This window comes from Bradyrhizobium sp. CCBAU 11361 (genome assembly GCF_028128935.1).
In the GTDB taxonomy this organism is placed as follows: domain Bacteria; phylum Pseudomonadota; class Alphaproteobacteria; order Rhizobiales; family Xanthobacteraceae; genus Bradyrhizobium; species Bradyrhizobium niftali.
Genome location: NZ_LBJZ01000155.1, coordinates 1 through 23162, shown reverse-complemented (window position 1 = coordinate 23162; position 23162 = coordinate 1). Strand labels below are relative to the sequence as shown.

Here is a 23162-nt window from a genome sequence, read left to right as displayed (position 1 = left end):
CAGCCCCCGAACAATCAAAAGCCTTGGAAGGGACGAGTGTCCCCGCAAGCACACGTGACACCGCATCGGACTCAGAGTCGGTGGTTTCTTTTCGCTCGCGGGTAACGAGCCTTCCGCTGACAAGCAGGGCGATCGGAGCGACCTTGACGCCCTTGCTGCCATCACCAGACCGCGCCGATCTTAGTCCAGGAGGCGCTCTCACCTCACCGGTGACGACAAAGGCGTCATGACTGGGCTTCACGACTTTGGATTTCGTAGACATTGCATTCTCCAAGTTGGTTGATGCCGCCGCAAGTTGTCCGCGCGCTACACTATCGCTCCTCACGGACACTTCAAACATCCGCCCTGTTGATGACTAGATCCTGAGATGCAGCAATTGTTTCGCGTCGATCAAACCATCTTCGCTGCTTGCAGAAGCGGAGATGGTTCACTACGAGCCAAACCCCACCGCGTGTCCGCTGCCAGACCGGAGCGATAAGGGCCTAGGCTGCAATCCGTACGGGGAGAGCGGAATAGCCGTGCACGAAGTTGGACGCAATTCGCTCGGGTTCGCCGACAACCTTGACCTCCAGTCCCGCATCCAGCATCTCTTCCCAGAGGACTCTCAACTGAAGTTCCGCAAGATGTCGACCAAGACAGCGATGGATGCCGAATCCGAACGCGAGATGCTGCCGCACATTCTTGCGGTCGATGATGAAGCTGTTGGCGCTCTTAATGATCTCTTCGTCCCGGTTGCCGGAGATGTACCACATAACGACCTTGTCGCCCTTACTGATCTGTTTCCCGCCTACGATGCTATCGGTAGCGGCGGTGCGGCGCATATGTGCGATCGGCGTCTGGTATCGAATAATCTCGGACACGGCGCTCGAGACCAGCTTTGGATTGACGGTTAGTTTTCGCAGTTCGGAGGGGTACTGACTCATGAACAGGAGGCCGCCGGTAATCGAGTTGCGCGTGGTGTCATTCCCCCCAACGATCAGCAGAATCAGATTCCCGAGAAACTCACTCGGCTCCATATGGCGTGTGGCGGGCGAGTGCGCCATCAAGGAAATCAGGTCGAGGCGCGGCTCGGCATTGATGCGCTCGTTCCAAAGTCTGGTGAAATAGTCGAGGCACTCTGACAAGATTTTGCTTCGCTTGTCCCAGGTATCGATCGCATGGCCTGCTTTCGGAACTGCAACAGCTACGTCTGACCAATAGGTCAGGAGTCGCCGATCCTCAAATGGGAAGTCGAACAGCGTGGCGAGCATTTGCGTCGTCAACTCTATGGAGACCATGTCCACCCAATTGAAGGCATCATTGCGCGGCAGGCCGGCTAGAATCGCCCTGACCCGAGAGCGGATCAAGCTTTCGAGCTTCGTCAGGCTTTCCGGCTCGACTATCGGACTCACGGTATTGCGCTGTTCGGCGTGCTGGGGAGGCCCCATCTTGATGAAACTCTGGGTCCAGTGCTTGTCAGGCACGTCGACAATAGTGACACCTTGCTCTGACGAGAATGCTTTGTGGTTTGTGTCTACCGCTACTATATCCCGGTATTTCGTCAGGGACCAATATGGACCATGAGGGCTGTCTTGACAGTAGTGAACGGGATCTTCCCTTCGCAACCGCTCGAAGCAACCCCATATGCTGTCGTCTTGAAAGCGCTTGGCCTCGCTTACATCCAGATTGCTCAGCGGGATAATACAGTCGTCGTCAGCTCTATAATCTTCCAATCGCCTTTTCATGATCGTCTCTGTAGATTTTGCTCTTGAGAGCTTACGGATCCAGGATCGCGATTCACCGTTTCGAGCTGCCGTGGCGTGGGGCTGCGACCGGCCGCTCGACCAGACTATCTCAAAGTGCAGCTAGCTCCTCCCTACTATGTCGGGCAGTAAGGATCGAATTGACTTTCCAAGTCGATCTACTCAGCGGATCGGTGAGAGCTATCACCGCAGTTGGACGATGGTTCTACGCTGGAGGCAGCGTCGAGCCGAAATGCACAGTCATAAGTTCAGGCACGGCCGGAGTGGCGACTGCAGTCGAAATCACGCTATGCATAATCGTCTGGCTAGGACTGTTCAGGCAGATCTATCCAGACATCCGGAGGACCATTCAGGAGTGTATCCTGATCTGGAACGTAGATACTATCGAAGACCCTGAGACCATGCGCCATTGCCGCTCCAACAATTATAAAAGGAAGCTTGACCTGCTCCAGGTCTTCGAAGCTTTCAGCACCAACAATTCGAACAAAATCGAGTTTAAACTGTCGGAACTCAATTTGAGATGTAGCCGACGCTACTAGATCCTTGACGCTCGACGCTCCTTGGGCGATCTCTTTCCTCGAATGGTTGAGTGCCGTGAAGAGACACGACAGCTCATCAAGCTCGGAGCGGCTAAATTGCCTCAAGCGCGACGAAACTGGCACGCCGTTTTTGTATCTCACGGTCGGCACAAACCGTATCTCGCAATCGAGAAGGAGGTCTGCGACGGCGCGCTTCACCAGGATCGCCTGACCGATATCCTTGAGGCCGAAGTAGCTGCGAGTTGGTCGCGCATAACAGATCCAGCGGATTGCCCCGGTAACGGCTTCCTTCAAGTACTCCTCAGGCCCATCTAAACGCAAATGATAATCGCCTTGCGATACAAACGTTAGATAGCCAGGCGGGAACATTTCGGTATCGTTCGAGGAAATCACGGCAGTTGCTCCCGCACGTAGGGCAAGCCCAATATCATCGTCCAAATTGAAATCGTAGCTCCCACCTGGTTTGAGCTGGCTCTTGTTCGGGTAGACCGTGACAATCGCGACGTCATTCTCCGATGCCGCTCTCCTGATCAGTTCTGCGTGCCCAAGATGCAGGGCGCCTAGAGTGTGTACCGTCCCAATAGTCTGACCTGTTCTCGCCACCTCCCGGATGAAAGCTTTGCCTGCGGAAAGACATGCCAGATGCATTTTCTTACTCCAGTTTCTTCGAAAGCCGAAAGTGTGCTCTGATCGGTCGAATCGCAGAAGGTCCGCCCCGCGTGTCGTATTGACCGCGCACGTCAGCGAGCCCCCAAAGAGCTTTAACGCCCGCTCACAGCTCGGACTACCGCACCAACCTATTCTAAGCTCGCGGACACTGTAGCCCCTTCAATTTTGCGGTTTCCTAAGCCGTCAGGTTGACCCTTCTCGACCACGTCTGATCAACGATGAGAATTCGTCCAGATAGCTTGATGGCTCGCGCGGCTGATCACTATTCAAAGCGGCCTGCAGTCCCGGACATCGGTCTGCAAAAAACGGTGGCTCGAATGTCGTTATCTTAGCGCCCGAAAAGTCGACCTTTACGAAGCTGGCCTGGAATGGCGATATCCCACTCAGGTTCGCGTCGCGCAAGGACGATTGGTTCATGCGAACGTATGCGACGCGCGCTGCCTCCAGGTTGCTGTCGGCTATTCCGGCGGCGAGATATGCCTGAACGAGATTGGATCCTTCGAGATTTGCGTGATCCAATGCCATCGATTGCGGCGGATCACCGGTAATCATTGACCTGTAAAGGTAAGCCTGGGATAGGTCTGCATGCTCAAGATCGCAGTCGCGCACAAAGGCACAGCGACCACGAAAGCCCGTGAATTTGGCGGCTCGCATTGTGCTCTCTGTTATCGAAATGTTTTCGCCTGACGCCCGAGATAGGTCCACTCCATCGAGCTGACAGGAATGAATGGATGCACCGTTCAACACAGCACCGACGAGGTTCGCGTCGGACAAGCTTACGGACAGAAGCCGCGCCTCCGTCAAGTCTGCGTGCTCCAGCTCCGCACTTGAAAGATTTGACAAGTGAAGGTCAGCGAATGGAGCACAGAGGGCTCTCGCCGTAACGCGGCCGCTCACCTTTGAGAGCCTCAGATACGGAAGATGAGCGCCTTCCAGGACAAGACCGTCGACCGAGGTGGGACGCACGATCGATAAACAGTCCCCCTTTGACTGGAAGAACGAGCAAGCCGCCAGATGCGCCTTCGTGATCGTGACTTGGCTCAGCTTGGCAAAGCGAAAGGAGGCGGATGGAAGGAAGCATTCATTGATGGTCGAACCCTGTAATTCCGCGCCATCAAATACAGCATCGCTCGCGTCGCACTGGTAAACGAGGAGCCCGCTGAGCATCGCGTTGTCAAAGCGTGTCCTTTTCATGCTGCAACCGTGGAACAGACTGCCGGTTGCATCAATTACATTGCGCAGACTGGCGTCATCGAAGTTGCAAACCTGCGCTGCAATCGCGTGCATATACGCAAAATCGAGCTTGGTCCCGAGGAAACTTGCCCTCTCTAGCCCCGGACAGACAAGGTTCGCCCCAGAAAGGTCTGCCCGATCCAACTTTGCTCCATAGAGCTGCGCACGATTGAGGGTACAGCGTCGCAACGGGAAATCTGACAGGTCGTGACCGTTAAAGTTCTCGGAGGATAGCTGCAAACCAATCCCAGTCTTTCTGATCGCCTCCTCAGTTCGCCTGCCGACAGCGGCCACTGCGCGCAACCGATCAGCAGCTCGGCTCCAGTACCGAACAAACTCGCCATCTGATGAAAGGTTGTTTTTCGTCTCTGACCAGTGCTCTGCCCCTTCATTCGCGGTGCACTCGCTATCAGCGCCGATCGTTTGCGGCATGTCGACAATTCCGTATTACCCGGATTACAGGGGGCCTGTTATCTTGGACGTACGCTATGCGATTTGTGGCGTATTCGTCTGCGAAATGGCGACACGATGCGTCGAGAGGCGCCTATTGTGTCGGTGGCCTCCCGCAGCCGGCACGCTTGAGCACGTCAGCCGAATTCTAGTCATGCCCCCTCCCAGTGCCGCTCGCTGCGATTGTTGACCAAGCCCGGCAACGCTGACAAGGCAACGGTCGTCTGACAGTGAGATATGTCCAGAAGGCGCGATTTGTGTCGTCGGCTCATATAGGCAAATCCACATCGCTCTCCATCAAACCGAACGCGAACGTTCCAAGGTCTTGCTTATTTTTCAGAATGGCCCCACCGCTTGCGGGCGGAAAAATGATCGTTCATCTAGGGCTGCACTCAGCCCTTACTCGGTGTTACCCCATTTTCGATAGCAACGACCGTGCCAGCCGCATCAGTCGCAAGTAAGGGGCTGAATAGGCTTCATGAAATCGTAATTGACGCGAATGCTTTGAACCTGACAAAGACAGTCTCGTTGTCAGGGACCGCACCATGATCGCAAGGCTATCGCGCAGCGAAAATTCCGAGCTCGTTTGCAGGAGAGCAAGAGCCGCGAGTCCTTGCGGGCACGCAATCGAGGACTTGCAATTCGACACGTGCGGATCGCCGGCCTCACGGTTAGGGAGTGTTCGAACTCGGTTAGCCCAGCTCCGCGCGCTGGTCGGGTCCACCTAGGGGGGAAGGCGCCCCTCAATGGAGGGATACCTTCCATCAGCTGGATGGCTGGATCATCCGAAGGCTCTTGTCGCGCCGCGCAAGCCGTGGCGGAACGCAGCCTGGAATGAATATCCGACCGCACGGCTGCACAGGAGTTCAAGCTGGTCGGGCTGGTCTCACTGATCCCTTCGCTTCAGCCGCAAGAGCCCGTTCCTGAAAGCTGGATGCGGGAAACTGCACGTCCAGTTTGTGCGGCGGACGGAGGCCAGCGCAAGAGCAATCAAGCGCGCCTCCTCCGACCCGACACTGTGGGAATTGGAGTTCTATGCCTGGCGCGGAAGCCGGTGAAATGAAAGACATGATCCGGGGTCGTCACATCCAGAGCAGGGGCTTTGGAATGCAGGTATCATCCCAACGACAATGGCTCCCTTTCTGTCTCGATCGAGGGCGGCGGCTCGCCATGGAGCTTGGACTCAAAGCCCCGCAGCCGCTGATAAATCGAAATCAGTTCGACAATGGTGCTCCATGAGTTGATAAGATACTGAAACGAGGTTCTGACCTGCGCGAACGCATTCAAAATCTGGTTCATCGCGCCAAGCGTAATCTTGCCCGCAATGATCGTGGGTGCGAGCAAGACATAGGGGAAAATGGTGTCGGTCTGCAGGTAAACGATGCGGCCTACGTTAAAGTACATGAAGTTCAGATAAAGCCGGAAATAGTTCCTGCGAATGTCGCCAAACAGCATGCTCAATCCCGGCGGGTCGGCGCGAGCGGGGTCGTCCTCGCCGAGCACTAGTTCCTTGCGATAGGCTGCTTCCACCCGCTGGTTGAAAAACTCGATTCTCGGCAAGCGGATTCCGATCAACGCGAGAACGCCGGTGCCGAGCACCGACCAGATCACTGCTGCAAACACCAGCGGATAGGGAATGGAACCGATCAGAGGTAGTTCTGTGATATTGCTGGATAGCCTCACCAAAACAGGCAGGAAAGCCAGGAGCGTGAGCAAGGCACTGATGAGGTTGACGCCGAGACCTTCCATGGTGCTCGCAAAGCGCATGGTGTCTTCCTGTACGCGTTGCGAGGCGCCTTCGATGGCGCGCAGCCGCGGCCAGCTTGCAACATAGAAATCGTTCATCGCCGTCCGCCAGCGGAAGATGTAGTGACTGACGAAGAAACGCGTCATCACACCGACCACGACCGCAACAAGAGCAATGCCGGCAAAAGTCGACAACTCGCTGTAGAACTGCTGCACCGTCACTTGCGCCGATTTCGAAAGCGCGGCCTGGACAAGATCATAGAAGGGCCCATACCAGCTGTTGATGGCGACGCTGACCTGGACCTGAAAGTAGGAGGTGAACAGTATCAGCGCGGAGCCAAGAATCGACCACCTCGCCCAGGGATGCGGCGCAACCAACATCCAGCCAGCCGCAAATATCGCCGAGCATGCGGCGAAATAGAGGTCGAACCAGAGAGCCGGCGCCGACGTGAACGTCGCCAACCCGACCGATCTTTGCGGCGCTTCGAATAGATTGCTGGCGAAGCCATGCCAGACCAGCATTGCCAGTGCGGTCCAAACGATCGCCGAGAGAAAGAACAGCTTGGGTCGGGGGAAGAACGAGACGAACATGGTTAGCACTGAGGTCCGAGCATCTGTGGCCTCTTGGACTACAGGAGACCGTCGGGCGTCGTCAACTTAATCGACCGCCGAGCTGAAGGAGGTACCTCTCAAAGGCTCGAGATTCGGCGATAGCGCTTGTCGTGGAGATCTCGCGCCGAGCCGCGAAGGCTCGCTCGCGCGAAGCACGACGGAAGTCGGCAGTGGCGGCTCCGGGATAGGGGATGCGGAAAAGGTTCGCGACCTAGCGTCGTCGCACTTCGAACAAGACAATCAGTCGCAATCAGACGCAAGTGGTTGTGACGGCTATTCCTGACGTCACAACATCGTAGGTCAGGTTTGCTGAAGTCGCCCTCGCGGGGGTCATCAAGCGAAATGATTCATCGAGCAGAGCCATTAGAAACCACAAGACGGCGCCGGCATCTGCCGGCTGAACGACAGGTGCGGACATAGGCTGGCACGAACATCGCGCTGCGGTAAAAAGTCCCTGCAATCAGGGCAGCTGAGCTTACCCCTCGAAATACATGTTAGATGGCGCAATGGAGCGCCAGCTTGCGGCATTGAGTCCGGCTGAACGCGCCTCGGTATATCCGCCAATCCTCATCTAAAACCAACAGCAGCATTTTCGCGCCCGTCAGCTTCTCGAAAGCTGTCTTTGCAAAGAACTGGTCACCAACAACTACTTTGCGAGGGGAGGCGGATGAACATCGATCCACGGAAAGCCGCAGAGGCCTCGGTTTGACAGTCACCGCACCGGGTAAATCGTCAAGCAGTCGAACTGAGCGTATAAGCCAGCTCACCGGTGCGGCTGCCGGCCGATCAAGCAGACTTTGAAGTCCAGGTACATGGTCTGCATTCCATTCACCAAACATCGGATCCTGCTGTCGCATCATCGAGTGCGCCGAATGAGGCGGTGCCGCAAACCAAGCACTATCCAGCCGCATCATTTGTCAGCGGCGCGCCCATCTTGCCGCAACGCAAACGGGCGCGACGCTTGAAGCGCTCAAGAACGAGACAGCCTTGGCCGAACAGCAATCAGCACGATGGGCGCCAGCAACCGCAACGGGGGACGAAAGTGTCGAGCGGGACCGCATTTTCGACAATGTAGCGGCATCGGGATATCTCAAGCTGCATCGTTTCCTGAACCAGGACGGCGATTGCGAACCAAGCACGGAAGCCAGCACATGAGCGATATCGCATGTCCGTAACACGGCGCGGGACCATTCTTCCATTGAAGATCCTCTGGAGCGACATTCCAGGGACGTGTGAGCCAGGCTGGATGGCCTATGTGTGGTAAGCCAACAGCTTCTCCATTCGTGTCGTTGGTCGAAGATCCCTCAAAACTCACGGTTTCGCGTGACCGCGGGGCGAGAGCGATCGCCAACAACGGAACACGCTGCATACCTACGCCGTACCGAAGTCCGCGGCCTGGACGCCCGACAACGACGCACTGAGCAGTATTGGCCTTGAAATGAATGTGGAGGATCAGGACAACATCGATGCGGATGTGGATTTGATGTGCTCGCTGGGCAGACCGTGAGACCGAGCGCTTGTTCCCGGGCGGCTCCCGAACGGCCAGCGAAGGGAATCTCTACAAGCGGCAGACTGGAGACTAATGATTAGACAACTGGCGACCGCACCGTTCTCGCATGTTCCTTGATGTTCACCAAGACGACCACCCTAAGGAACAGTCTTCCCAGCGGCGCCGCGTCACGAAGAACGACAATGGCTTCGCGAATAAAGTTCAGATCAACCCATCCGTTGACCTGCCGCAAGGGACGAAGGCGCGCCCACATCCTAAGAGGTACCCGACGCTCTGGAGGACACCCTCGCACATTGTTCGCTCTTCCACCGCCCTCATTGGAGCGCTGCGGCCTCGCCCCGCATCGATCCGATCGCCACCGACACATTTGGCGGGAGGTTCGGATGAGCGACCCACTAAGGCGGAGCATCGATCCCTTCGGCAGCTCGACCTGCCATCGATCGCGCGATCAATCAAAAGAGCTCGGGTCCGACCGCATCAACGGATCAGGTCAATGGAGTATTGCTCAGCGCCAAGGCATGCCGTCGCACAACGGCCTATTCGCTACCTGGATGCGTTCCATCAAAACAATCGATTTTGCCGATCTTGCCTAAAAGCCCCATAGTCGATCGTGATCTATGGAGGCAGCATTCACGAATGTCCTGCGGCAATCGATTATTCTTTGAGTCCCTTGCCGGTCAAATCGGCTTGCGCGCTCGGGCGTCTGCATCCCAGAAGTTAGCTCCCGCGCGTCACATAGAAGCATCACGCGGCTCGCTGCCGTCTCCTTGCTGAATTGGCACGTATGAGGTCGATCGGACGACCGTGACGTCACGCCTTAAGTCCAAGCAAAGACAACTGCCTTCTCACACTGTCATCGGCGTTGGCTCAAGCTATGCCTTAATTGGACCGACGAAATGCTCATGACATTGTCGAGAGGGACGCGCCTTACGCGCAGGTCAATAGTCTGGTCCGGACTGTGTCGTCATCACTTCAAAATGCTGAGTTCGAGAGCATTGCTACAACCAGCAATCAAAGGCACTTGAATCTCACCTAGCGTCAGATTGTAGGATTTCAGACAGCCCCGCGACACAGAACCTGCTCGCGTGAACTCTTCCTAACAGGTAGCAAGAATTGCGAACGTCTCAAAAGCACAATGCTCCGCCGCTCCGCCCGGTCACGTTGCTGGACTGCTCCTCTCCAGGGCCAGCGTCCGACATCGCCTATGTGCAGATCGGACAACGCAGCGCCGATCCCCTCGGAAGTGAATCAAGATGCGGCGCGCGAGCAGAACGCTGGCGGTCGCTATCTTCCCTTTCCGGGCACACGCCAACTTCGAATTCGAGAACCGATCATTCTGGCGCTGCGCACTCCGTGAGACGAAACGGTGCTGGTGGAGCCACCTGGAACTATGCGCGACGGCAACAGCGTGCAGCGCGAAGCGGCCATCGTCCGCAGCTTTCGCTGGGCTGCGGCGTACAGGGGGACCTCTGGCGCGATGGAACTTCAGGACGGTTGACGCCTTGCGTGCAAACAATTGGCGGGGGCGAGGGTGTTCTTCAAGCCGAGAGGGGCATTGATCGTCTCTGTCGTGCGTCTCGGCCTGTGAAGCCATTGGTCAGATGCGTCGCGTGACGTGTCTTCGAATGCGGAAAGGCTTGCATTGTCGTGACTTCACGACACGACGGCTCAACAGCCCAGCAAGACTGACCACGGACCAAGACGAATTGGGAAAGTTGCAAATGTCGATTTCGCTCACCTGTTCCGCCACAAATCCGATCGTCTCTCCCGCTTTGGTTTCGATTGCGCGGCCTGGCGCTATTTGCACTGCAGGTGTCGGCTCAGTGCATGCAAGACCGGCTGCGATCGGCCCACAGACGCGTCAGCGGGCTGCCGCGGCCTTCAGCCTTTTAAACAAAATCAGAACTCGTGCTGGCATGAGGGACATGTTGAGCGGCGTCGACGGCGTAAGCAGTCCGCGGCGGTCCGTGGTCCATCCGATGACGATCGACCCGCAGATATTGGTCGCCTGTCAACATGTTCCGCCCTATCGTTTCGGGCTGTTCAAATTCACGCCAACGCAACCGCCTCTCAGTTCCATCGAGCCCCATGGGCAATCGTGACGCGCTCAGGTCTTGGCGTGGATGGACGAGAGGCGATGAAATGCGAATTCTCCTGGTTGATCATCACGCGGAATTTGCCCGCAACGCGAAGGAAGCGCTCTTAAATTGCGGCTTCGCCGTCGACGTGACACGCACGCTGGATGAGGCGGCGGCCGCGCTCGATTGCGCAAACTATCACATGATCCTGCTCGAATCGGCTTTGCCCGATGGAGACGGATTGGACTGGCTGAAGCAGTTGCGGCGCGAGGGACGGTCAATGCCGGCAATGATGATGAGCAGTCTCAATGATCTCAGCCGGCGGATTGCGATATTCAATGCAGGCGCGGATGATTTTCTGCCCAAGCCCATGTCTATCGACGAACTCATTGCTCGCATGCGAGCTATTTTGCGACGGTCAACGCAAATGACGGCGCCGGTGGTGACATTTGGGAATCTGCATTTCGATCCGATCGCGAGACAAGTCTCCGTCGGCGGTCGAATACTGAGAATTGCGCGCCGCGAAGTGTGCATTCTTGAACATCTGCTCAACCGCGCCGGCCGTACCGTGCCGCGCGCATCGCTCGAAGATAGCTTGTATGCATTTGACGACGAGGTCTCGACCAATGCGCTGGAAGTCGGGATTTATCGCTTACGCACGCATTTGAGCCAGGCGGGCGCAACGCTCAGGATCAAGACCGCGCGTGGTGTCGGTTACACCCTTGAACTCATTGGCGCAGCATCGGCTGCCTAGCCGATCGAACTTGAAAGCAACACTCCCTTGAACGTCGTTAACAATGACGCCGGCGCTGATGAGCCGTCGATGGTCGCCGGCGGCTCGCACTATGCCGCATTTCCCCGCCTCTGCTACGTCCTGTGCGCAGTCGCTCTGCTATTTCCGCAGGCTGTGACAGCTCAGACAAAGCGGGATGACAAAGGAGAACCGCCACGTGCGGCGCCTGGCAGCACCACCGGCACGCTCAACCTTACCTCCTCACAGGGCAAGACAGTTCATCTCACCGGACCGGCTGCAAGCATTTTTATTGCCGACCCGGCGATTGCGGATTATCAGGCGCCGTCGAACAACACGATTTTCGTGTTTGGGAAAAAGTCCGGACGGACGAGCCTGTTCGCCCTGAACGACAAAGGAGAGGCTCTCGCCGAGCTGCGTGTTGTCGTCACCCAACCGATCGAGGATCTGCGGGCCGCGCTGAAGGCCGAGGTCGGCGACTATCCGATTCAAGTCAGCTATACTCCGCGCGGCGCGATCCTTAGCGGCACGGCGCCCAATGCCGATGTCGTCGAGACCGCCAGGAAGGTCACGGAGCAGTTTCTTGGGGCGGGCGCGCTGGTTGTCAACAAGATCCAGGTCGCCGGCTCATTGCAGGTGAATCTCAGCGTACGGGTGGCAGAAGTCTCCCGCAGCGCTGTCAAGGATCTCAATATCAACTTCACCGCCTCGAGCCCAAACGGCGCGTTCCTTGTCACCGGCAAAGGCGGCGGGTCCGGCGCGGCCGGCGGCGGCGGCACGATCGGGATCGGGTTTAACGCCGGCAATACCAACCTGAGCGCTGTTCTCGACGCCCTCGCGAGCGAGCACCTCGCCTCAATCCTGGCTGAGCCGAATCTGACGGCGATGTCTGGCGAAGCCGCAAGCTTCCTCGCCGGCGGCGAATTCCCCATTCCGGTGATGCAGGATAACCGGCAGGTTTCAGTCCAATTTCGCCAATTCGGCGTGAGCCTCGAGTTCGTTCCGACGGTTCTCAGCAATAATCAGATCAATGTCCGTGTGAAGCCCGAAGTCAGCGAATTGTCGAGCGAAGGCGAAGTCAAAATCAACGGCATGGCGGTCCCTGCCCTCTCGACTCGGCGGGCGAGCACCGTGGTCGAGCTCGCCAGCGGTCAGAGCTTTGCAATCGGCGGCCTCATCAGGCGCAACTTCAACACTGATATCGGCGAGTTTCCCTGGCTCGGCGATGTGCCGATCCTGGGTGCGCTTTTTCGCTCCTCGTCGTTTCAAAAACGTGAAACCGAGCTGGTCATTATTGTCACGCCGTACATCGTGCGGCCCGGATCGAACCCGAACAAGATGAGTGCGCCAAGCGACCGCATCTCACCGCCCTCAGACGTGGGGCGGATTTTAACGAACACGGTGGCCCGGCCGCCGCGAGACCGCGATGCGCCTCGCGCCAGCGCACCAGGATTGACCGGCAGCGCCGGCTTTATTATCGAATGAGGATCGTCAAATGACTTTGCGACAATTGTGCCATTTGATTGGTCTTGCAGCAACATTAGGCGGATGCGCAAATACTGCTTCGGTCCATTACAGACCGGCTGAACAAGCGATTCAGGTGGAGCAGAACAGCAGTATCTTGTTTTTACGAAGCCTTCGTGGCCCCGAAACGCATCGGCTGCGGAGTTTCATTGCGACTGCCAGTCAGGGCCGGCGGGATGCACTCCATCTCGATGTCACCGGCTCCCCGCCCCTTATCGCGCAGGTGGCTCACGAGGCCCGGGCCATGGGTGTTGCCTCCTATAACATCCGCCTGTCCACTTCCCCGCTCGATCCGCCCGCCCGTTCCGGGGTGAGGATCGAGGCGATCACCTTCGAAGCCCATACTCCGCCCTGTCCGTCGCTTTCCATCGTCGGTCCTACTGTGAACGACAATTCGTTTGACCCGACGCTTGGTTGTTCGACCAGAAGCAATCTGGCAACCATGGTAAACGACCCGCTCGATTTGCTGGACAATCGATCAATCATGACGAGTCATGGCGATCGTGCCGCCATTCCTGTTGCCAGCTACGGGACCTTTGCCCCGCGCAGTAAGACTAACGGCGAAGATGGCGCGGGCAAGAAGGCAGAGCCGGAAGCCGCGGGGGCAACAACAAGGGAGGTACAGCCGCTTCGATAGCGCGGGTTTGCTATCGCAGCCCCAGGTAAAGCCGATCTAGACCAGCCCGGCGGCATAGAGTGCTTTGGCGACTGATTCGAAATACTGCGAAGGAACCGGGTTGCCGAGCTTTGCTTTGCCGAGCAGCTGACGTGCCAGGACATCGTCATCCACAATGTTGAGGCGCAGCGCGCGCGCCTCGCCAAGCAGTATTGAAGCGGCTTCGCCCTCGCCACGGCAGACCAAGACCGGCACGCCGGTCTCGCCACGTACATAGCGCAGCCCGATCAACGTTGTCGGGCCCCTCAATATCAACGTGGCGCGATGGACGCCGAGTGGAGCCTCGTTCGCCGACTCTTGCCGGAGACGCCGGTGCTCACGTTTCACCTGCGGATTGCCTTGCTGTTCCTTGTTCTCGCGCTTGGCCTCCGTTTCCGTCATGCGCATGTCCTGCATAAACAACCAGCGCTGGATTAGAAGGTCAGCCAATCCGCCGACCAGAAAAGCTCCAGCGGCAATCCCGGTCAGCAGTTTAACCTCGCTGAAGACGAAGCCAAAACAGCCCATGCCGCAGACCGGCAGGTATATCAGCGCCTTCCAACTTGCGAAAACGGTGAGAAAGAAGGTCGCACCAAGCAAGACGACTTTAACCAGCGTCTTGCCAAGTTCGATGGCTGAACGTTTCGACGCGATCCGTTTCAAGCCTTTGATGGGATCCAGTTTCTCGAGCTTCGGCTTGAGCGGCTCCGAAGCAAACATGAAACCGCCATTGGCCAGGACATTGGCCAGAAGAGCTGCTGTCACGGCAGCGGCGAGCAACGGCGCGACAGTTGCAATCGAAAGTTCTAGCAAGCCGCTGAGCGCTTGTGGCACCGCGCTGGTGAACGGCTGCTCTTGCAGTTTATCGACCAGTCGGACCGTTTCTTGCCATTTGTCCTCGATGGCACCCGCTCGCCACCACAGGCAGCCGAAACCGGCACAGGCGCTGACGCCGCTCACCAGATCGGAGCTGCGCGCGCTCTGCCCCTTCTTGCGCGCATCGCGCAGCTTCTTGGGCGTCGGAGGAAGCTTTTTCTCCTCACTCGTACCGCTCATTTCAAGAGCTTCTTCAGATAATCGAGCATGCTGTCCGAGTTCAAGATTTCAGCTTCCGCGTATTCCAGTAGATAGACGGTGTAGCTGACCATGATGATGCCAAAAGCGACATTCTTGATCATCGGGGAGAGATCATTCATCTTGAGCTGAGATGCGAAACGGCCGAGCATCATGACCGAGATATCGATCAGCAGCAGCAGGGCCAGCACCGGCCCTGCGACCAGCAGCGTCGTCAGCATGATATGATCGAGAAGGGCCAGACATTCCATTGCCCCTTGCGACGTCACTGCAGGCAGGAACTGATAAACGGGCCAGACCAGATAGCTGCCATAAAGGCTCTTCACCATCGTCTGGAGGCCGCCGACCAGAACGAAAATCGTAACCGCCGTAATGCCGAGAAAAAGCCCCGTTCCGGACGCTTGGCTGTGCGTCGCGGGATCCTCGCCCGCAATCTGGCTTGAAATTCCTCGTTGGGTATCGATGATGTCGCCGACTGCCTGGATACTCCATAGTGGAATACTGAGCAGGATGCCGAGCACAAGACCGACAAATACCTCCTTTAGGCCAAGCAGGGTGACACTGACCAGACGCGTGTTCGGGTCCAGTGCCTGCAGGCCGAGCTTCACCTGCGCGAGGCACGGCAGGCCGATCGCAATCGTCAGGCTTCCCCGAATCAGGCCGCTGATGCGCGGCCGGGTAAAGACGGGAAGCACTAGCATGATGCCCAGGGCGCGGGACGCGCTCAGAGCGGTTGCGGCGACGAGCTCGATCGCGCTCTGGACAACAGCTTGCGCATCTGTGGGTGACAGGCCAGCCATCCAAGCTCTGCTAGTATCTTGCCGTGAGTGCAGGAAATTCGCTGAAAATGCGCTCTGCTTGTTCGATGAGTGGAGCGCTGAGCACGGGAGAAAACGCGGCGAGCACGGCGACGACGACCAGAAGCTTGACCGTCAGCGGCAAGGTTTGATCCTGGAGCTGGGTTGCCGCCTGGATGAGGCCAATGATCAATCCTGAGATGAGAGCTGCGAGCAACGGCGGCAGAATCCAGATCATGAAAAGGACAAGCGATTGGCTTAAGTACGTGAGGATGCTGGCTTCGTTCATCGTCAACCTCCTGGCGTCGTGTAGCTTAACACCAGCCCGTGCATGAGCCGTGACCAGCCGTCGATAGTGACGAACAGAAAGAGCTTGAACGGGACAGATATCACCGTCGGAGAGACCATCGACATGCCCATGGCCATCAAGATCGTCGTGACGATCAGATCGATCGTGATAAAGGGAAGATAGAGAAGAAAGCCGATTTCGAAGCCACGCTTGAGCTCGGAAATCAGGAACGACGGCACAAGAATTACAAAATCATCTGCCGTGGCGCTGCCGCGCATCTCCTCCGACCAGACATGTTCGGTGGACGACAGGAAGAAGCGGCGCTGCTCTTCGTTGGTGAACTTCTTAAGATGGGCTCGCAGCGGCTCCTGCCCCTCCTTGGCGGCCGTCATCCAGTCGTCGAAGCTTTGGTAGCGAAGTTGGGGGTCGGTAAGGCGATTGTAGGTCTGCTCAAAGACCGGCGCGCTGATGAATACGGTCAGGATCAGTGCCGCTCCGTAAAGGACGATGTTCGGCGGTATCGATTGGGTCCCCAGCGCATTACGCACGAGGAAGAGTACAACCGAGACCTTGATGAAGGCGGTAGTTGTGACGACTGCAAAGGCCAGCAGGCCAAGGCCGACGGTTATCGCAAGAAGCGCAAGGATGCTGGGTTGAATCTCAGTCATTAAGCGCCAACCTGCCGCGTAACCTGACGGCCAGTTCCTCGCCGATCCGCACGATGTCGCCGCGGCCGATACGTTGGCCGTTGGCAAGAATATCGACCGGGCCGTCAAGCGGCCGGCCAATTTCGAACACGTGGCCTTCGTTGATGGTTCGCAAGGTTCCCAACGGCATCGGCCAGCGGCCACATTCGAATACGAGTGTGATCTCGAGACTGTCGATATCGGCCTCTGAGGGGGGCTGCTGCGTCTGGCTTTGTGTCATCACATCTTCACTTTTCAAGGGGTGGGATCGCAAGCGGAATGGTCCCCGCAGCACGAGCCTATCGCCGCCAATCTCTGCAGGAGCCCACAATCGGTCTGCCGTGAGAATGATCTGGCCTCTAGCGAGGGGAATTGCGTCCGGGAGCAGCGCGTCGCCTTGCCGTGCTTGGCGAACAACGCCGATCGTGACGCGGAGCGAACCGATATGGCCTGCAACGATGACCGGGAGGTCAGAAAGCAGCCTGGGCGTGTGTCGCGGCAATCGGCCAAGCAACTCGCCGAGGGCGCGGAACGCCGACGGAACCTGAACGTCAAGAGGCGAGAATAGAAGCAGGCGAGCCTTGCTGGCGAGCTGACCATAGACGACGTCAAATTCAAGATAAGGTCTCGCACTGGGCGCTTCATCAGTGCGAACAAGCTGCAGATTCCGCTGCGTCATTCTTTCCAGCGGAGCAAGCAAGGGTTCAAGCGCAAGTTCCAGGATCAGCGAACGCGCCGGCTCAGAAGGTAAGGTAAGGCCATCCTGCACGGTCTCAATCAGCGCTTCGGCAAGCGGCCCGGGCAAGGACAGGATGAGGGTTTCACCGTCTGCTTCGAAGACGCAGTTGAGCATCGATGCCGGAGCCAGCTCCGCCTGCCAGACAAGCCGGCTTACAACGATCGATAGCGGCTTCTCGCCGAGACGGCTTTGCAGAGGTGTGCGCAAAGCTGCGATCTCATTGAGCCACGAGGCCACAGCGCGAGAGAGGGTCAGCGCCGGTATAAAGGGTGTGGGGCCACCCGATCTGTATGTCGCAGGCTCTACTTCCACATTGCAGCACCCAGGCTCCAGTACAGGAAAATCGGCCATCATGTCGGCTCGCCTCCCATTTGCCCGGATGGGCTTCGCCGGTAGCGGAGCAGGACCTCATCATCGGCTTCGCTTTCAGCCGCGGCCTCGAAATGCGCATTGGTGATGCGCCGAACGTCGCGCTCGATCTCATGCCATTTCTGGCTCGCGGCCGAACGTTTGGTCCAAAGGCTGCGCGCCTCAACAGCCGCAGCCTCGGCCTGCTCTTGAGCAGCACGAGCCTTACCAAGGCTCCGCTGCGCCGCTGCGATCTCGTCTGTGAGCCGGCCGATGATGAGATGATGGCGACGCTCCAGTTCGGGGACTGAAATCGCATCGGCCGACAACATCTCCCGATAAAGCTCCGCTTCGACCGTTGCGCGCCGTCTTTCGGCATTTGCAAGATGCTCGCAAGCTTGTTCGACGGCTTGAACCGCGATGCGGCGCTTGGCTTCCATGTTGGACAACTCACGGAGGGCGCTCCGCTCCCGCATGTCCTTGACGAGTCGCAATTTCGACGCGTGAACGGGATTCAGGCGGTCAGACGTGATATCCATGCGATCGTCTCCTCAAAGCTGCATGCCTCGTCCTGACCCTGGCGCAAAAATGCTCGCAGATCCTCGATGGAGGCAATCGCCCGGTCGGTTAGCGGATCAGAGCCTTGCTTATATTCGCCGACCTTGATCAAGAACTCGGCCTCAGCGTAGCGCGAGAGCAGATCACGAAAGAAGGATGCCGCTTTACGATGCGGCACAGATACGATTGCATCCATGACGCGGCTTCGGCTCGACAGCACATCGATGGCCGGAAAATGCTCTCGAGAGGCCAGCGCGCGCGAGAGAATAATATGGCCATCGAGGATGCCTCGTGATTCTTCCGCAATTGGATCGCCCGTGCCGTCACCTTCGACAAGCACTGTATAGAACGCCGTAATGGAGCCATGCTCGCCCATGCCGGCGCGCTCCAACAAGCCAGGCAACAGCGCAAACACGGAGGGCGGAAAGCCGCGCCGGGTCGGCGGTTCTCCTGCGGCAAGGCCGATTTCACGCATGGCGCGGCTAAAGCGCGTCAAAGAATCCATCATCAGAACGACGCGCAGTCCCTGGTCACGGAAATATTCGGCGAGTGCCGTCGCCATATAAGCGCATTGCGCCCGCTCCATCGCCGAACGGTCAGAGGTCTCAACCACGACTACGGAACGGGCGAGGGCCTCTCCAAGCTGACGTTCGATGAATTCTCGCACCTCTCGTCCACGTTCGCCGATCAGCGCAACGACGGTGACGTCGGCCGACGCGCCTTTTACGATCTGCGACATCAGCGTCGACTTGCCGCAACCGGCATCACCATAGATTCCGATTCGCTGACCTTCTCCACACGTCAGAAGGCCATCGAGGACACGGACGCCGAGCGGAAAAGGCTGTTCGATGCCGCGCCGTTTCATCGGATTGGGTGCCTTACCCCGCAGAGGGCGGGCTTCCCCCGCCTTTATCAGACCTTTGCCATCGAGCGGACGCCCAAAGCTGTCGACCACTCGGCCGAGCAAATCGGGGCCGACCGCCACTTCCTGCATTCGTCCGGTTGTGATCACCTCCGCACGGTTGGACAGCCCGACCATGTCACCGATCGGTGTGAGTAACACCCCGTCGGGCAACAGGCCGATCACCTCGGCCTCGAGCGACCACCCGGTGCGGGGATCCTGCAACAGGCATAGTTCTCCAACGCGGGCCTCGGGCAAGACAGCATGCAGCAGCGTGCCGATTGCCCGCGTGATCCGACCGCGGACGGCGCGCGTATCGATATGCTTCGCAGAAGATCTCAAGGATGAGAGCGCGGCGTGGACAGTTCCTTCTCCGGCGGCGGCTTCATGGGTCGGTTGTTGCTTGGTCACGATTCACCTCCGTGCGAAGGCAAACCTAACCCGAGCCGTAGGGCGCGGAGCTGCGCGCCAAGTCCGAGATCGACATTGCCAAACTCGCTCCACAAGACGCACTGGTCCGCCGTCAGCGCCGGATCGGGCTCAATCCTGACCTTGGGCCGCCCTTCCAGTCCGTCATAGCCCCTGAACTCACTTGCGAGCAGATCGGCCTTCAGAGGGGATACGTGAAGGCACACTTCCGTGTTCTTGTATTTCTGCTCAATGGCGTGACGAACGCCCCGCACCAGCATCTCGCCCGGATCAAACGCGCCAAGCAAATCGCGCACGATCTCAAGCACCAGCTGCGGCAATTCCCGCTCCAGAACAGCCTTTCGCTGCGCGAGTTCACAAGCAGCCTGCGCTATCAGTCGCGCCATCTCTCCTGCGCCTGCCTTTGCGCCCTCGGCGCGGCCCCGCGCTCGTTCCCGCTCATAAGCCTGGCGTGCCCAACCGCGAACCCGCTGCAGATGCCGCTCGGCAGCAGCCCGCGCCTCTACGGCATCGTGCCAGATCTTGAGCTCGGCTGCCGAGATCAACGGCCCGAGGGGCCGAATCTGTGGTGCCACGGGGAATTCTGGGGCATCGGCTGTCATGCCCTGGCGGCCTCCGTCCCCAAATGGGCCGTTACCAGGGAAAACAGCGGGCCGGCCGCGCTACGGTGTTCAGCACCCGGATTCTCCGCAGCGGTCCCAATCGGCAGGCGTAGAAGCACGCGGATACGGTCAAGTGATGAAGCCTTTTCGAGCCAGGCGCCGAGACAAGCATGCCCGTCGCATTCGATCTGTCGCGACAATTGCTCAGGATCGACAATGGGGGCCGTTGCGACCGCATTGGATAAATGCCGGACCCCGAAAGCATGCGCTTCAGCACCGATCATTTCGATTAATATCGACAGATCGTGCCGGGATACCAGCTTGAGGACGGAGCGTGCATGCCAGATGCTGCCCGCGAGCAGCGCAGCCCGACGCGGATCGTGCCCGAGCAGAGGGTCCTCATTCCAGCCGGCGCCGCTCAGATCCACTTCGCTGCCAAGCAGCAGCTCGGCCAGTCTTGGCTGCAGCCTGGCACTCCGCTGTAGCCTGACCAATGTGGGAGGCGACAGCAGCGGATCAAGACGCTCAGCGAAACGGCTCGGATCGATCGAGGCCACGAGCTCGCGCAGCCGATCGGCAGCCAGCGTGAACGAACGATTGGGTTCGGTTGATGATATCGATGTCGACATGAGCGTCCTGACTATGTCGCATCAGAAATCATCTTTTTGCGGGCAGCCTGCACAGCGGGCGCACTCGAACGTGCACCGAAAATGGTCCATTTGCGCGATGATTGTCCGGGCCGACGAAGACGGGTGCCCAGCAACACGTAAGATACGATGCCGAATGCGGCGCCGGCGCCCCCCACACCGAGTGCAAGCAACGGCATTGAACCAGATTTGGCTGTTTGAGCCGCGGCGGCCGCCGGCCCGGCCGACTGCTCGAGCGTTGCCCGCTCAACCGGCACGAAGACGACCGCGACCTTGTCGTAGGACAAACCTTCAATGCTGTTTGCGACAAGCATCTTAATTTGCGGTAGCAGCGTAGATAGCTTCGCGCTGGAGCCATGTCGGATGAAAACCGACGCAGAGGACGGGGTCGCATCTTGGCGCAGCAAATCGTTCTTCGGAAGAACGACATGGACACGAGCTGAAAGGACGCCGTCTATATCGCTGATCGTGCGCGACAATTCTTCGCTTAGAGCATAAACATAACGGGCCCGCTCCTCGATCGGCGAGGCAACGAGGCCCGATCCTTTGAACACTTCGCCAAGATTCTTGAAGGATTGGCGCGGCAGCCCCTCGATATTGAGCAGGTCAATCGAATAGGCAAGCTGCTTTTCCTCAACCTGGATTGTACTGGTTCCGTCCTTAGCGACAACACGAACGGCATCAACACCCTTACCAAGGAGAAGCGCAAGCATCTCATTAGCCTCGCGCTCCTGAATTTTGGTGTAGAGATCAGCCTTGCAGCCGATCAGCGGAAGCAGAAGGGGCAGAGCAAAACACATGCGAAGTCGCCGCCACGATTGACGACCGCCGCCGCTACCCCTCTGCATCACGCCACTCATCAACCTCACTCAGCCTGCCGACAGCAGCTTGTTTAGCGACGAGCTGACGGCACTGGTACCCTTGGACACGAGCGAAACCTGAATGACGTCTCTGTAGACGTCCCGCAGATTGACCATCATCGAATCGAACTCCGCTCCAACCGGCTTAACCGTCGCATGTGCACCGCCGTCGTCCGACTGCAAGAGCGGCTGGGTAGCCGGTCCAGGCTGCAGACCGCTCACAGCAGTCGGCACGCCTCCGACAGCCGGAGGAACGGCATGGCCATGGTACAGGCTGGAAAGGGCGTGAAGGACGCGGTCGCCCGGCGGACTTGCAAACGTGTTCGCGCGCTGGACCTCCGTTACCGGCGGAGCAACCACCGGCTTGTCCGCGACCGGGGAGGCAGCTGCTTGACTGGAAGCTGCTTGCGCGAGAGCCTGCTCAAAGTGCGCCTGCTCGCCAGGAGCTGCCGGCGAGCAGGCATTGGGAAGACAGCCAACTGCATTGGAAGAGATCGGCGTTGCGCCTAACATCATGGAAGGAGTCATTGTTCTCGCGTGATGTGACCAGGCGTTTTGACCGATAAGCGGATCAAGGTCATAGATTAGCGAGCTGACGAAAACCTGACGAAGATGCCGCTGATTGCGTCATCTAAAGATCACGTTTGACTTCCAAGTTGGAATGAAACTCCAGTGTTATTCTGAGTGGAAGGCGTCTGGGAATGCTCATGCGATCTAAGATGGTGCAAATTTTGAAGAGAGCTCTATATGTCGGGGTTTTCGTCTATCTCGGAATAATGCGGGCGTTTGGCGCATCACTTTCACTACCCTCGACCCCTTATAGCTACACCGTTCTCGATCAGGATCTTTCTGCGGCGCTTCAGGAGTTCGGCAACAATCTCAATATCAGGGTCAATGTCAGCGCCGAGGTAAGGGGCAGGATTCGCGGACGAATGCCGGACCTTCCGCCGCGAGAGTTCCTCGATCGTTTGACAGCCCTCTACAATCTTCAATGGTACTACGACGGGCTCGTCCTTTACGTCTCCGCTGCCCACGAGGCGCAAAGCCGGCTGATTGTGTTGAACCCGATCAGCTTCGATGCGTTCAAGACCGCGCTCGATGCGCTCAACATCTCCGATGAGCGCTTTATCGTGAAACCGGCTCCGGGAGAAGGCCTCGTCCTGGCTTCTGGCCCACCGCGCTTTGTTGCGCTGGTGGACCAGACCCTCAAGGGCCTTGTGGCGGAGGCGCAGGCCCGGCGGGATCCCGTCGCGGCCGAAAGGCCACAACGCGAGTCGGTTTTGATGTTGTTTCGCGGCTCCTCGAGCACGGTCGTTCGGGACGGACGACCGGAAGGTCATTATTCTTCCGACACTCCGCACCAGGATGGCGTCGTGCGCGAAGCCGGTCCAGGCCTGAAGTGACACTTGATGATGTGTCTCCGAGCGATTTGGCGAACTGGCCTTGGCTTAAATCCATCAGATCGTCCGCTTCTCGAAAGCTAAAGGTGCCTAGCATGAGCGCGCGATGTCTAGACGGCCAGCTCATGGAGACAGCCGCGGATGTATGCATTAGGGACGGGATGCTCGAGCGGAAGGTGCTTAGCGCCATCTTTAAACGTAGCGCGAGGCCTTAGCAATGCGAGCCTTCGAGCACGTGCTTCGGAGCTAGCATTACAGTTGCATCTTCCTGAAGGTTCTGAATCCATGGGCAACCATGATTCGGGATCTGATGATTGGTGGCG

22 protein-coding genes and 1 pseudogene are annotated in these 23162 nt (G+C 58.1%); 6 read left to right on the top strand and 17 right to left on the bottom strand.

Annotated elements, in window-relative coordinates; genetic code table 11:
- Nucleotides 1–482 precede the first annotated feature (482 nt).
- The 6 genes and pseudogenes from XI08_RS14115 to XI08_RS14090 all read right to left on the bottom strand — a co-directional run bounded on the left by XI08_RS14115 (nucleotide 483) and on the right by XI08_RS14090 (nucleotide 7851).
- Complete coding sequence (locus XI08_RS14115; RefSeq protein WP_271553274.1) at nucleotides 483–1724, bottom strand: cytochrome P450; 1242 nt, start codon at nucleotides 1722–1724, stop codon at nucleotides 483–485.
- 323 nt (nucleotides 1725–2047) lie between these two features.
- The gene (locus tag XI08_RS14110; protein ID WP_097669630.1) at nucleotides 2048–2929 is read right to left on the bottom strand and encodes a pantoate--beta-alanine ligase; all 882 of its coding nucleotides are present in this window, start codon (nucleotides 2927–2929) and stop codon (nucleotides 2048–2050) included.
- Nucleotides 2930–3133: 204 nt separating this feature from the next.
- Entirely contained in the window at nucleotides 3134–4615 is a 1482-nt protein-coding gene (locus XI08_RS14105; RefSeq protein ID WP_097669629.1) for a pentapeptide repeat-containing protein, read from the bottom strand.
- A 1134-nt stretch (nucleotides 4616–5749) separates the two neighbouring features.
- Nucleotides 5750–6970 (bottom strand): peptide antibiotic transporter SbmA, encoded by a 1221-nt coding sequence (gene sbmA, locus XI08_RS14100; RefSeq protein ID WP_271553277.1) that lies wholly within the window; start codon nucleotides 6968–6970, stop codon nucleotides 5750–5752.
- A gap of 66 nt (nucleotides 6971–7036) precedes the next feature.
- Nucleotides 7037–7202, bottom strand: a pseudogene (locus XI08_RS14095) (IS6 family transposase); the annotation flags it as partial.
- Between the two features lie 283 nt (nucleotides 7203–7485).
- Complete coding sequence (locus XI08_RS14090; protein WP_271574831.1) at nucleotides 7486–7851, bottom strand: hypothetical protein; 366 nt, start codon at nucleotides 7849–7851, stop codon at nucleotides 7486–7488.
- Nucleotides 7852–7978: 127 nt separating this feature from the next.
- Here XI08_RS14090 and XI08_RS14085 point away from each other — a divergent pair, with 127 nt between their 5' ends.
- The 5 genes from XI08_RS14085 to XI08_RS14065 all read left to right on the top strand — a co-directional run bounded on the left by XI08_RS14085 (nucleotide 7979) and on the right by XI08_RS14065 (nucleotide 13491).
- Nucleotides 7979–8146, top strand: a complete 168-nt coding sequence (locus XI08_RS14085) for a hypothetical protein (protein ID WP_271574830.1) — start codon at nucleotides 7979–7981, stop codon at nucleotides 8144–8146.
- Nucleotides 8147–8884: 738 nt separating this feature from the next.
- Nucleotides 8885–9094, top strand: a complete 210-nt coding sequence (locus tag XI08_RS14080) for a hypothetical protein (protein ID WP_143279380.1) — start codon at nucleotides 8885–8887, stop codon at nucleotides 9092–9094.
- Nucleotides 9095–10643: 1549 nt separating this feature from the next.
- Nucleotides 10644–11333, top strand: a complete 690-nt coding sequence (locus XI08_RS14075; RefSeq protein WP_097669627.1) for a response regulator — start codon at nucleotides 10644–10646, stop codon at nucleotides 11331–11333.
- Nucleotides 11334–11360: 27 nt separating this feature from the next.
- Complete coding sequence (locus XI08_RS14070) at nucleotides 11361–12815, top strand: type II and III secretion system protein family protein (protein WP_097669626.1); 1455 nt, start codon at nucleotides 11361–11363, stop codon at nucleotides 12813–12815.
- A 10-nt stretch (nucleotides 12816–12825) separates the two neighbouring features.
- Complete coding sequence (locus tag XI08_RS14065; protein ID WP_097669625.1) at nucleotides 12826–13491, top strand: CpaD family pilus assembly lipoprotein; 666 nt, start codon at nucleotides 12826–12828, stop codon at nucleotides 13489–13491.
- A 36-nt stretch (nucleotides 13492–13527) separates the two neighbouring features.
- Here XI08_RS14065 and XI08_RS14060 read toward each other — a convergent pair whose 3' ends face one another.
- From XI08_RS14060 to XI08_RS14010, 11 genes are read right to left on the bottom strand one after another with little or no spacing between them, the layout of a single operon-like run.
- The gene (locus XI08_RS14060) at nucleotides 13528–14565 is read right to left on the bottom strand and encodes an EscU/YscU/HrcU family type III secretion system export apparatus switch protein (RefSeq protein WP_097669624.1); all 1038 of its coding nucleotides are present in this window, start codon (nucleotides 14563–14565) and stop codon (nucleotides 13528–13530) included.
- Nucleotides 14562–15383: a type III secretion system export apparatus subunit SctT gene (gene sctT, locus XI08_RS14055; RefSeq protein ID WP_097669623.1), complete on the bottom strand. Its 822-nt coding sequence runs from the start codon at nucleotides 15381–15383 to the stop codon at nucleotides 14562–14564. Before sctT ends, XI08_RS14060 begins: the two co-directional genes overlap by 4 nt.
- A gap of 10 nt (nucleotides 15384–15393) precedes the next feature.
- Complete coding sequence (locus tag XI08_RS14050) at nucleotides 15394–15669, bottom strand: EscS/YscS/HrcS family type III secretion system export apparatus protein (RefSeq protein ID WP_097669622.1); 276 nt, start codon at nucleotides 15667–15669, stop codon at nucleotides 15394–15396.
- Between the two features lie 2 nt (nucleotides 15670–15671).
- The gene (gene sctR, locus XI08_RS14045) at nucleotides 15672–16337 is read right to left on the bottom strand and encodes a type III secretion system export apparatus subunit SctR (protein WP_097669621.1); all 666 of its coding nucleotides are present in this window, start codon (nucleotides 16335–16337) and stop codon (nucleotides 15672–15674) included.
- Nucleotides 16330–17448, bottom strand: a complete 1119-nt coding sequence (sctQ, locus tag XI08_RS14040) for a type III secretion system cytoplasmic ring protein SctQ (RefSeq protein WP_271574829.1) — start codon at nucleotides 17446–17448, stop codon at nucleotides 16330–16332. The genes sctR and sctQ overlap by 8 nt, the downstream gene beginning before the upstream one ends.
- Nucleotides 17445–17981 carry a hypothetical protein gene (locus XI08_RS14035; protein ID WP_097669639.1) on the bottom strand — a complete coding sequence of 179 codons (537 nt, stop codon included), beginning with the start codon at nucleotides 17979–17981 and terminating at the stop codon, nucleotides 17445–17447. Before XI08_RS14035 ends, sctQ begins: the two co-directional genes overlap by 4 nt.
- Complete coding sequence (gene sctN / locus XI08_RS14030) at nucleotides 17957–19312, bottom strand: type III secretion system ATPase SctN (protein ID WP_271574828.1); 1356 nt, start codon at nucleotides 19310–19312, stop codon at nucleotides 17957–17959. Before sctN ends, XI08_RS14035 begins: the two co-directional genes overlap by 25 nt.
- The gene (gene sctL / locus XI08_RS14025; RefSeq protein WP_097669618.1) at nucleotides 19309–19932 is read right to left on the bottom strand and encodes a type III secretion system stator protein SctL; all 624 of its coding nucleotides are present in this window, start codon (nucleotides 19930–19932) and stop codon (nucleotides 19309–19311) included. The genes sctN and sctL overlap by 4 nt, the downstream gene beginning before the upstream one ends.
- Nucleotides 19929–20561: a nodulation protein NolU gene (locus XI08_RS14020; RefSeq protein ID WP_097669617.1), complete on the bottom strand. Its 633-nt coding sequence runs from the start codon at nucleotides 20559–20561 to the stop codon at nucleotides 19929–19931. The genes sctL and XI08_RS14020 overlap by 4 nt, the downstream gene beginning before the upstream one ends.
- 11 nt (nucleotides 20562–20572) lie before the next feature.
- On the bottom strand, nucleotides 20573–21439 hold the full coding sequence (gene sctJ / locus XI08_RS14015) for a type III secretion system inner membrane ring lipoprotein SctJ (RefSeq protein ID WP_097669638.1): 867 nt from the start codon (nucleotides 21437–21439) through the stop codon (nucleotides 20573–20575).
- Nucleotides 21440–21448: 9 nt separating this feature from the next.
- Entirely contained in the window at nucleotides 21449–21967 is a 519-nt protein-coding gene (locus tag XI08_RS14010) for a nodulation protein NolB (protein ID WP_271574827.1), read from the bottom strand.
- A 191-nt stretch (nucleotides 21968–22158) separates the two neighbouring features.
- Here XI08_RS14010 and XI08_RS14005 point away from each other — a divergent pair, with 191 nt between their 5' ends.
- On the top strand, nucleotides 22159–22842 hold the full coding sequence (locus tag XI08_RS14005; protein WP_245570205.1) for a secretin N-terminal domain-containing protein: 684 nt from the start codon (nucleotides 22159–22161) through the stop codon (nucleotides 22840–22842).
- Nucleotides 22843–23162 lie beyond the last annotated feature (320 nt).

Excerpts from the sequence above, each read along its gene's own strand:
- XI08_RS14115 (WP_271553274.1), bottom strand. The coding sequence starts at position 1,724 with ATGAAAAGGCGATTGGAAGATTATAGAGCTGACGACGACTGTATTATC.
- XI08_RS14110 (WP_097669630.1), bottom strand. The coding sequence starts at position 2,929 with ATGCATCTGGCATGTCTTTCCGCAGGCAAAGCTTTCATCCGGGAGGTG.
- XI08_RS14105 (WP_097669629.1), bottom strand. The coding sequence starts at position 4,615 with ATGCCGCAAACGATCGGCGCTGATAGCGAGTGCACCGCGAATGAAGGG.
- sbmA (WP_271553277.1), bottom strand. The coding sequence starts at position 6,970 with ATGTTCGTCTCGTTCTTCCCCCGACCCAAGCTGTTCTTTCTCTCGGCG.
- XI08_RS14090 (WP_271574831.1), bottom strand. The coding sequence starts at position 7,851 with ATGATGCGACAGCAGGATCCGATGTTTGGTGAATGGAATGCAGACCAT.
- XI08_RS14080 (WP_143279380.1), top strand. The coding sequence starts at position 8,885 with ATGAGCGACCCACTAAGGCGGAGCATCGATCCCTTCGGCAGCTCGACC.
- XI08_RS14075 (WP_097669627.1), top strand. The coding sequence starts at position 10,644 with ATGCGAATTCTCCTGGTTGATCATCACGCGGAATTTGCCCGCAACGCG.
- XI08_RS14065 (WP_097669625.1), top strand. The coding sequence starts at position 12,826 with ATGACTTTGCGACAATTGTGCCATTTGATTGGTCTTGCAGCAACATTA.
- XI08_RS14060 (WP_097669624.1), bottom strand. The coding sequence starts at position 14,565 with ATGAGCGGTACGAGTGAGGAGAAAAAGCTTCCTCCGACGCCCAAGAAG.
- sctT (WP_097669623.1), bottom strand. The coding sequence starts at position 15,383 with ATGGCTGGCCTGTCACCCACAGATGCGCAAGCTGTTGTCCAGAGCGCG.
- XI08_RS14050 (WP_097669622.1), bottom strand. The coding sequence starts at position 15,669 with ATGAACGAAGCCAGCATCCTCACGTACTTAAGCCAATCGCTTGTCCTT.
- sctR (WP_097669621.1), bottom strand. The coding sequence starts at position 16,337 with ATGACTGAGATTCAACCCAGCATCCTTGCGCTTCTTGCGATAACCGTC.
- sctQ (WP_271574829.1), bottom strand. The coding sequence starts at position 17,448 with ATGATGGCCGATTTTCCTGTACTGGAGCCTGGGTGCTGCAATGTGGAA.
- XI08_RS14035 (WP_097669639.1), bottom strand. The coding sequence starts at position 17,981 with ATGGATATCACGTCTGACCGCCTGAATCCCGTTCACGCGTCGAAATTG.
- sctL (WP_097669618.1), bottom strand. The coding sequence starts at position 19,932 with ATGACAGCCGATGCCCCAGAATTCCCCGTGGCACCACAGATTCGGCCC.
- XI08_RS14020 (WP_097669617.1), bottom strand. The coding sequence starts at position 20,561 with ATGTCGACATCGATATCATCAACCGAACCCAATCGTTCGTTCACGCTG.
- sctJ (WP_097669638.1), bottom strand. The coding sequence starts at position 21,439 with ATGAGTGGCGTGATGCAGAGGGGTAGCGGCGGCGGTCGTCAATCGTGG.
- XI08_RS14010 (WP_271574827.1), bottom strand. The coding sequence starts at position 21,967 with ATGACTCCTTCCATGATGTTAGGCGCAACGCCGATCTCTTCCAATGCA.
- XI08_RS14005 (WP_245570205.1), top strand. The coding sequence starts at position 22,159 with ATGGTGCAAATTTTGAAGAGAGCTCTATATGTCGGGGTTTTCGTCTAT.